Origin of the sequence: Bacillus sp. 491mf (genome assembly GCF_900112415.1) — a bacterium.
GTDB lineage: Bacteria > Bacillota > Bacilli > Bacillales > Bacillaceae_G > Bacillus_A.
Genome location: NZ_FOLV01000075.1, coordinates 1 through 8,827, shown reverse-complemented (window position 1 = coordinate 8,827; position 8,827 = coordinate 1). Strand labels below are relative to the sequence as shown.

The window sequence follows — 8,827 nt, the reverse complement described above, 5'->3', positions numbered from 1 at the left end:
TATCGATATAACTCTTCGGCAAATAAAGACAACTCTTGTTTTTGATGCATATTCATAAAAAGCACGTCACCCTTTCTCATTAATATAAGAGAATGATAACGTGCTTTTAACTTCAAGAATAGTCCAAATCCTTAAGTTGATGGATGTGGGTCTGTACCCCTTAACGTACAATTTTCTTTTTTTTTAATAAGGTGACCCCTTGTAGACAAAGAAACTTTCTAAAATGTAACTAGGTGAATTTAATATCACTACTTCTAAAGATTATGATGTTACATATAGAATATGTATTATAAACCTTAAAGGAGTGTTGATATTGAAACGTACAGTTGGCGTACTTTCTACAGCATTATTAGCTGGAACTCTAGTGCTAGGTGTATCTAATTCAGAGGCCTCTGCAGCTTCTCTACCAAAATCTGTTGCACCTTATCAAGTAATGATTAAAGGAATGATTGGACCACAAATGTCAATTGATTTTAAAAACAAAGCTGATTTTGAAGACTACTTAAAAGAACATCCTGTTAATCGAAAGAACCCGAATAATAGTAGCTTAGTGGTAAATAGAGCGGCCATACATTCGACTTTTTATAAAGATGCTGATGGTAACGGGGCTACTATAAATATACCTGCAAGTAAAAATCCTGTGAAAATTTTTAATTTCACTGGGGATTCTAATGATTCTATTTCTTCTGTTCGTACACATGCCCATGGAGATTATACAATTATATATGAAGATTTTGATGGGAAAGGTCGAGCGATTGGACTAGCAAATACAGGAGCTCTTTATAATTTAATTAGCTCTATGGGTGATGGGGAAAGAATATGGAATGACGAAGCCTCATCGGCTACCGTAAAATCAAATTAGGTAAAGTTATCCAAAGAGGAATTAATTAAAATAGCTAAATCCATGCAGAAAATATAAAAAAGGTGAATATATTTTAAGTAACATATATTCACCTTTTTTCATTTAAAACGCCCGATTATTGAAGATCGAGTAAACTTCTATTTAAACTTTCCAGTTCTAACCCCCATCTCTCCATCACAATGATCTGCATCTAAACATTCTAAGCTGTAGTTCACCCAACCTACTGCTGCGTTGTAAGTTCCTGTATCCCATCTACGGATTCCATAGTCGTAAAAGGTTCTATTCCCCTGCCAGACGCGGGCCCGTACTCCGTACATACCGTAGTTGTCTGCACGAAACCAAACCTTTTCTCCAGGGGCTAACCAAATCCGTCCTTGGCTAAATTCAGAATCAGCATTGACACGTAAAGATCTTCGATCTGCAGCAGAAGCTTCCTCTATAGGGGATACAAATGTTATACCTGTTACTAAAGTTGTAGTTAAACCGCATGTTACCATTAACTTCTTGAGCTTCTCCATGGTTTAATCTCTCCTTTTACCCTAGGTTTCAGTATTAGAATAATGTCATAAACCCACTCCTTTAAAGTGTTATTTGCCAATACCAACTAATAGGTATTGGCAAATTCATTATATGTTTGGAATTATATTACAATTAATGAAATGCGAAATTTCCTGAAAACTAATACGACTTTTTCAACATTATTTGTTATTCGTAAAGATACACCTTTTTAAACAATCGTTCACTTTATAAGGTGGTTCATATGCAAAAAGTAAAACTAAGTTTACATATTTTCGCAATTTGTAAAACACATCGTTAAATATCCAAATAAAAACCCAGTAATATCATGTACACGTACTGATATCACTGGGTTTTATGAGTTTAACATTTTGTATCTTTTGTAAAACTCATTTCCTGTTTTTTATTTTACCTTAAATTGTAAATGGTTTATAATTATTTTATTCATAATAGTCAGATATAAGAGTTAAATCATTATTTTATAGGGGGAATTTACAAATGAAATTAACAGGACTAGAGCCATTGTATAACAGTATGATTGAACAAAACCTTCAACGTGTAAAATTTTCAATAACTATTAATAAAGCCGTTTTTAGTATTATTTACATAATAGATTCTACGCCTCATGCACTTGCTATTGGAGTAAGAAATAAAAATCTCTTCTTTGAAGTTGCCGTCAAAGAAGGATTTGTTATTAATCCGTATTTAGGTGACACATACGGGGCCATTTGTGAAGCGCTAGGATTAACTTCAAGCCCCTCACAACCTTTTAGTCCTAAAAAATTTTATGAGGAAATTAACAGCAGAATTCCAAATACCACAAGCCCAAGACAGATTCCAAAACCAAGAGACTTTGCACCTTATAGAAAAGATGTAGAAGAACCGGAGAAAATTTACTTTTATGACTGGAGAGACAACACGATAAGGGGTGACAAAGTTAGACCTAAGAACCTCGCTAAAACCAAACAATGGCTGAGTGAAGAGGCATATAAAATGTGCAAAACCTATAATATTAGTAGCTGTTGGACTGCAGATCCATCTAAAGAAAAAGAATTCACATTACCAAGATAAGCACTTAAATACAAGGAGAGAGCTTATGAAATACGTTCAAGATTGTGAAGACCAAGAAACATACTGTTTCCATGATACAACTTCATCAGATTTGGCAAACCTCTATCGTTATCGAGTACGTTCTCCCTTAATTGAAGCGTGTATTGAGGGCGGTACAATAAATAATACAGAAATCATATCTTTTACCCTGCAAAATGAACGTTATAATTTCACAAGATATTATCTAACATCTTTGATTAAATTTGCTTTTAATATTCAAAGGCGTTTAGGCTATGAAGAAACATATTACATGCCAATTGAATATGGAGGAAATATTAATCGTCGGAAATATTTTGAAAATACATTAGAGTTAGCAAATTCAATTTCTGACGAGATGTTTTATGAAGCGGTTAAAGAAATACAAAATATATACGAGCATACTCAATACATGTTAAAAACATGTAACTTAATAGAAGAAGGAGGATTTGTACGGGTCTATCGCTCTTTAAATGCTATCGAATTAGCACAAGCCCTTCGACAAATAGAAATAGGTGGTTTAAATAATCCAGACTTTTCATTTAAAATTGATACAAATATCTTATTATCTGGTGAGTGCTTTCATGATAAATTGGATATAGCTTATAGTCATAAATTAATAAAGGTTTGTTTTAAAGTTCCAGTCGAAGATATTATTATACATCCTAATTTTATATTAACAAAACATGCCAAAACATCTTTTCAAGCTAATAGCCTAAAATATGAAAATGAGATTTTGTTTGTAAATAGACATCCTAGAGGAAAAATGACTTTTAAAAATAGAGATATCTATAATATAGATAAAGAGGCTTGTTATAAAAGTATTGAAAATTTAAATCAAAATCAGGGAAACTCGGACATTACTACTAAACAATATACATCTCATTATAGGTATGTAAATGATGCTACATATTATTTAATGATGGATGCTCAATTTTTAATATTAAACAGCCAATTACAAGATACGCTAACAAGGTTAAAGCCCCGTTTAAGAAAAAAAGTAATAAAAAACCTTAATGAATGGGACACTCAATTCTGACAAACCTATATGGGGTCACCATACATGCCCATGTTGAGCTGATTGCTCCCACAATAAATAATAGCAATGATAGAAACAAGTAATGTGTAATTTTCGTTTTGGGCTAATTCTGAATTCTTAAGTTGATGGATATGTGACGTGACCCCATGCCCATCAACTTAAGAAAACAGATCAACCCCAAATAGAAAAAATGTGCTTTTTTTGCTACAAGTTAACATAAAATTTCGTTCTGGCGGGCTCTATAAACAAAAGATGTAGCCATGTTGCAAGAAATACTCAATCACAGTACACCACAAATTACCCTTAAATATATTGGAATTAATAAAGAAGAAAGTATACTTGATACATTCCAAATTTGATTACATTAAATCTTAAATTTCACAACACATCAAAAAAATCAGCACTATAAATTGTTGCTCATTTATAGTGCTGATATATCTAATAAACATTTATTTTAGGTTTAACTTTTAGCTTTCAAAAAGGCGAATTTTTTAATACATTTATTATTGAATATTTATAAGTTTTACAACATCCTCAACAAATGTATTGTTCACTTTCATTGATGAACGATTTTATTATTTTTCCAATCAATTTTATAATGATCTGCAGACGTATTTTTATGTTCATCAAGCTGAATATTTTTCGTATTAAATCCTTTCCAACCTACTGGTTTTAGTAAACCGTATCTATCTTGCTCTCTACTATGCTTCACAGATAAATCAGTTGAATCCTCATTTTTATTTGCAGTTATAATTGCAACTGTACCTGGTTGAAAACCATATGCTGTTAAACTTGGCAGTTTATCTTGAGTTACTAAATTATCTATTGCAGAACGAACTCCAGACGTGGTAACCATGAACAATTGGTTACCATTAAAAGTAGTCCATGAATCTCTATCGTAATATCCATTTACATTATAATATTTATCAAAAGCAACTTTCCAATCTACTTTTTTATTCGTACTATTTTCTAAAAATGTTTTATAATCTGCTTGGTCATATGATACAGTAGTTGACCAGGATGCACCAGCTGATGCACTTGCTCCAGCTCCATCTTGTTTAACTTCCACACCTCCACCTACATTATATGCAACTGTAGAAGAGACATTCTTTGTTTCAATCGAATTTTTAGGCAAAACTTTATAAAATGCTGCACTATCATTACTTGTGATTTCTAATCCCGTTTTAAAAGCCGACGTCCAATCCACATCAGCATCATAATAACTATTATTGTAATATTTTAAATTCGAACCAATGTTACTTCCTTCCGTGGAAATAACAGCATATTTTTTATCAACAGTGGGATCATCAATAAATGAAACTTTAATTGAATTCTTTATGTTTGCATCATTATGGTAAGTTGTGTCCAAACTTGTCATAACTTTTGCACCACTTCCAATTTCTTCAATTGATTTTAGAGAATCAGCATGTGCAGATGTAGAACTAAATGCCAATGATCCACCAACAACAGTGGTAGCTAGTGTTAAAGCTTGTACTATTTTTTTTGTTTTTTTCATGTTTTTCTTTTTTGTAGTCATTTCCATTCTCCTGTTACATTTTTAAGTTTCTAGTGGTAAAAATAAAATTCGCATCAATAAATTCATATTACTTTATATTCCTTTCAAATGACTTACATAAGTATTACAAAAGTCTTTCATTATTTTTATTTGTAATAACTGAAGCATTAAGCATTGATGCGGTAAGATTAAAACATATATCAGGCCTCACCACACATGCCCATCAGCTTAAGAGATTTTCATACCTTCAAACACCAAAAAACGTTATCCTTTCTAAACAAGCTAAATTAGAAAGGATGACGTTTTCTTATGAATATCTCGATTCAAGATGAACTACAACCATTTGCGGAAGAATTACAACGATATGTTACACCTGTATTCTTAGAAGAACTTGCAAGAGAACTTGGGTTTGTAAAGCGAAAACGTAAGTTTTCCGGCTCAGACTTAGCCACCATTTGTATCTGGGTTAGTCAACGAGTCGCAAGTGATACCTTAGTCCGATTATGTAGTAGGCTTCATGCTGCGACAGGCACTTTACTTAGCCCTAAGGGCTTAAATAAACGCTTAAATACAAAGGCAGTTTTATTTTTACAACATATTTTTTCTTTACTGTTACAACAAAAAGTCTGTGAACAAACACAAATTTCTAACCATCTTTTCTCTTATTTTCAACGAATTCGTATCCTAGATGCCACCATATTTCAAGTGCCAAATGCTTTAGAGAATACATATCCAGGCTCTGGAGGATGTGCCCAAACAGCCGGAATCAAAATTCAATTAGAATATGATCTGCACAGTGGGGAATTTCTTAACTTTCAAGTTGGACCAGGGAAAAATAATGACAAAACATTTGGTACGGAGTGCTTAGATACCTTACGACCAGGAGATTTATGTATTCGAGATTTGGGTTATTTTTCATTGGAAGACTTAGATCAAATGGATCAACGAGGTACATACTATATTTCTCGTTTAAAATTAAATACGAATGTATATGTGAAAAATCCAGATCCAGAATACTTTAAAAATGGTGCTATTAAGAAACAATCGGAATACATACAAATCGATGTGAAACAGCTTCTAAACCAACTACAGCCCGGAGAAACATTTGAATTAAAACATGCCTATATTGGTGATAAACAACAACTGTTTGCGCGTGTTATTTTTAATCGATTAACAGAAAAACAACTTCAAAAACGACGAGCGAAGATCGCGGAAAAAGAAAAATCCAAAAATAGAACGTACTCAGAGAAAAGTAAAGTTGTAGCGGGATTAAACGTGTACGTGACAAATACACCTTGGGAATGGGTTCCGATGGAACAGGTACATGAGTTATATACTTTGCGTTGGCAAATAGAGATTGTCTTTAAAACGTGGAAATCACTCTTCAAAATAGATCATTATCGTAATGTAAAACAAGAACGATTAGAGTGCCAACTATATGGAAAGCTAATCGCTATTTTCCTGTGCTCCTCTACTATGTTTAAAATACGTCAACTTCTTTTACAAAAGAAGAAAAGAGAATTAAGCGAATATAAGGCAATAGGGATGATCCAAGATTATTTATATCTTCTGTATCAAGCTATACAGAAAAACACCCAAGAAGTAACAAAGATTCTAATCCGCCTATTCCACCTACTACAGAAAAACGGGCGGAAATCTCATCGATATGAGAAGAAGACAGATGGGTGTTATCTATGAGTATAGTGGATTTAGAAAACAAAAGAAAGCTGCATAATCTTTAAAAATAATACCTACCTAGGGTTATTTGGCATGCTCATTTTTAAGGAGAAAAAGTGTTTTAAGAGTTTTTTAGTTTATTTGAACGAAAGTTTATTTTGTTTTCGTCCTTAAGTTGATGGGCATGTGACGTGACCCCACATCCATCAACTTAAGAGATTTTATAATACCCTCAAGTATAAAAAAACGTTATTCTTTCTAAACAAACTAGATTAGAAAGGATGACGTTTTTTTCGCTTTATAGGTAGTGCAAAATATTAGCTTGATGGCAATGTGGCGGTATCCCTGGTTCAACAAATAGAACTAGAGCATGGCGATTTTTCGCATTACTTCTAGCAAACTCTAAAAACTCACAAAGTACCCCTTTGTTGAAGATCAATGCCTAAAATCCCATAAGATCCTTTACATGTTTAGCATTTTTTTTAGATGTTAGTTTTTCAAGTAATAAAAATGCAACATCAAAAGCTGTACCTGGATTTGAAGATGTAATAATATTTCCATCTTGAATAATTAAATCATTTTGTACTATTGCACCGAAATTCTTTAACTGCTCTTTTCGTTTACTCGTTGGATGATTGTATGTGGTGGCTTTTTTATCTGTAAGAATTCCGCTTTTACCAAGCGCTAATGATGCAACACAGATACTGGCAATAGGCTTCTGCTTGGCATAAAAATGTTGAATAACATTTAAAAATTCTCTACTGTATGCATCCCGATAAAAACCAGCTTCTTCAAACCCTCCTGGAATGGCTAGTGCATCAAACTCATCTAATTGAATATCATCAACCGTTTTTTCGGGTATGACAGTAAAATTCCAAGTACAGGTTAATTTATTCCGAAGACCAACTGTTACGACCTCGGTTGATCCATCTCCCTCCCATTTATTCCAACCTAGTACATCTGTAAATACACTAGCTTCTACTGCTTCAAATCCGTCAGCTAATAATAATAAAATCTTTTTCATATCGCAAATCGCCTCCTGATATCCTTATTTTATACAAATATAGAAGGCTGATAAATAAGTTTAATAAGGATATTCGATTGTTTGGCTTTATTATATAAAGAATTTAGGTTATTCTATTTTATAAAAAAAGGTTGGATAATTTATGGATCAAATTGATAAAAAAATCGTGGGATTATTACAGTCAAATGCAAAAATTTCAATGAAGGATTTAGCAGAAGCTGTTCACTTATCTTCTCCGTCAGTAACTGAGCGAGTACGGAAGTTAGAGGAGCAACAAATTATTGAAGGTTACCATGCACATGTTTCTCTAAAAAAAATAAACCGTCCAATTTCTGCACTTATATTGTTTAAATCAAAAGATTGTAAATCATTAGCTAACTTTTGCTATAATCATCCAGATGTACTTGAGTGTTACAGAGTAGCAGGGGAAATTAGTTATATTGTCAAATTAGCTACGTATTCTGTAGAAAGTTTAGAACAATTTATTGATGATACAATGCAATATGGTACGCCATCAACGAATATCGTGTTATCTTCTTATGAAAAAAAAATAATTGCTCCCTTTATTGGTGAAGAATAAAAATACTGGCATAATCAATTAGCTATTGCTTACTCAATAATCCTTAACCCTTTAAAAATAGCACTGATTTTTCTGACTTGTATAAAAGAATCAGGGTCTCTAATCAATTTTATCGTTTTGGGGTACCCCACATCCATCAACTTAAGGATTTGGACTATTCTTGAAGTTAAAAGCACGTTACCATTCTCTTATATTAATGAGAAAGGGTGACGTGCTTTTTATGAATATGCATCAAAAACAAGAGTTGTCTTTATTTGCCGAAGAGTTATATCGATATATGTCTCCCGCTACACTTAATCAATTGGCTATAGAAGCAGGCGGCATGAAACGAAAACGTAAATGCCACGGGCATCATTTTTTATCTTTGTGTGTATGGTTAAATCAACAGGTCGCTACTACCTCTCTTACTCAACTTTGTAGTCAATTAGAAACTTCAACAGGAGTTTTATTAAGTCCGGAGGGACTTAATCGACGATTTAATTCGGCTTCTGTAGCCTTCTTTCGAACTGTATTTACTACACTTCTAC

7 protein-coding genes and 3 pseudogenes are annotated in these 8,827 nt (G+C 32.9%); 7 read left to right on the top strand and 3 right to left on the bottom strand.

Annotation, left to right across the window (positions count from 1 at the left end):
- Positions 1–304: 304 nt before the first annotated feature.
- The gene (locus BM211_RS25285) at positions 305–862 is read left to right on the top strand and encodes a hypothetical protein (RefSeq protein ID WP_371261909.1); all 558 of its coding nucleotides are present in this window, start codon (positions 305–307) and stop codon (positions 860–862) included.
- Between the two features lie 137 nt (positions 863–999).
- On the opposite strand, the gene BM211_RS25280 is transcribed toward BM211_RS25285, so the two are convergent.
- Positions 1,000–1,380, bottom strand: a complete 381-nt coding sequence (locus BM211_RS25280; protein WP_035431947.1) for a hypothetical protein — start codon at positions 1,378–1,380, stop codon at positions 1,000–1,002.
- Between the two features lie 496 nt (positions 1,381–1,876).
- Here BM211_RS25280 and BM211_RS25275 point away from each other — a divergent pair, with 496 nt between their 5' ends.
- The 3 genes and pseudogenes from BM211_RS25275 to BM211_RS25265 all read left to right on the top strand — a co-directional run.
- Positions 1,877–2,449 carry a DUF6037 family protein gene (locus BM211_RS25275; protein ID WP_035431946.1) on the top strand — a complete coding sequence of 191 codons (573 nt, stop codon included), beginning with the start codon at positions 1,877–1,879 and terminating at the stop codon, positions 2,447–2,449.
- A gap of 25 nt (positions 2,450–2,474) precedes the next feature.
- Positions 2,475–3,503, top strand: coding sequence for a hypothetical protein (locus BM211_RS25270; RefSeq protein WP_035431943.1), 1,029 nt, complete (start codon positions 2,475–2,477; stop codon positions 3,501–3,503).
- A gap of 245 nt (positions 3,504–3,748) precedes the next feature.
- A pseudogene (locus tag BM211_RS25265) lies at positions 3,749–3,862 on the top strand (integrase); the annotation flags it as partial.
- Positions 3,863–4,059: 197 nt separating this feature from the next.
- Here the strand turns inward: BM211_RS25265 and BM211_RS25260 are convergent.
- Positions 4,060–5,040: a beta-channel forming cytolysin gene (locus BM211_RS25260; RefSeq protein WP_091000139.1), complete on the bottom strand. Its 981-nt coding sequence runs from the start codon at positions 5,038–5,040 to the stop codon at positions 4,060–4,062.
- Positions 5,041–5,328: 288 nt separating this feature from the next.
- Here BM211_RS25260 and BM211_RS25255 point away from each other — a divergent pair.
- Positions 5,329–6,754: pseudogene (locus tag BM211_RS25255) on the top strand (IS4 family transposase).
- Positions 6,755–7,138: 384 nt separating this feature from the next.
- Here the strand turns inward: BM211_RS25255 and BM211_RS25250 are convergent.
- Complete coding sequence (locus BM211_RS25250) at positions 7,139–7,720, bottom strand: DJ-1/PfpI family protein (protein ID WP_091000137.1); 582 nt, start codon at positions 7,718–7,720, stop codon at positions 7,139–7,141.
- A 142-nt stretch (positions 7,721–7,862) separates the two neighbouring features.
- Here BM211_RS25250 and BM211_RS25245 point away from each other — a divergent pair, with 142 nt between their 5' ends.
- Together BM211_RS25245 and BM211_RS25240 are read left to right on the top strand one after the other, a co-directional pair.
- Positions 7,863–8,300 (top strand): Lrp/AsnC family transcriptional regulator, encoded by a 438-nt coding sequence (locus BM211_RS25245; protein WP_091000136.1) that lies wholly within the window; start codon positions 7,863–7,865, stop codon positions 8,298–8,300.
- A 220-nt stretch (positions 8,301–8,520) separates the two neighbouring features.
- Positions 8,521–8,827, top strand: a pseudogene (locus BM211_RS25240) (IS4 family transposase); the annotation flags it as partial.

Excerpts from the sequence above, each read along its gene's own strand:
- BM211_RS25250 (WP_091000137.1), bottom strand. The coding sequence starts at position 7,720 with ATGAAAAAGATTTTATTATTATTAGCTGACGGATTTGAAGCAGTAGAA.
- BM211_RS25280 (WP_035431947.1), bottom strand. The coding sequence starts at position 1,380 with ATGGAGAAGCTCAAGAAGTTAATGGTAACATGCGGTTTAACTACAACT.
- BM211_RS25260 (WP_091000139.1), bottom strand. The coding sequence starts at position 5,040 with ATGACTACAAAAAAGAAAAACATGAAAAAAACAAAAAAAATAGTACAA.
- BM211_RS25245 (WP_091000136.1), top strand. The coding sequence starts at position 7,863 with ATGGATCAAATTGATAAAAAAATCGTGGGATTATTACAGTCAAATGCA.
- BM211_RS25270 (WP_035431943.1), top strand. The coding sequence starts at position 2,475 with ATGAAATACGTTCAAGATTGTGAAGACCAAGAAACATACTGTTTCCAT.
- BM211_RS25275 (WP_035431946.1), top strand. The coding sequence starts at position 1,877 with ATGAAATTAACAGGACTAGAGCCATTGTATAACAGTATGATTGAACAA.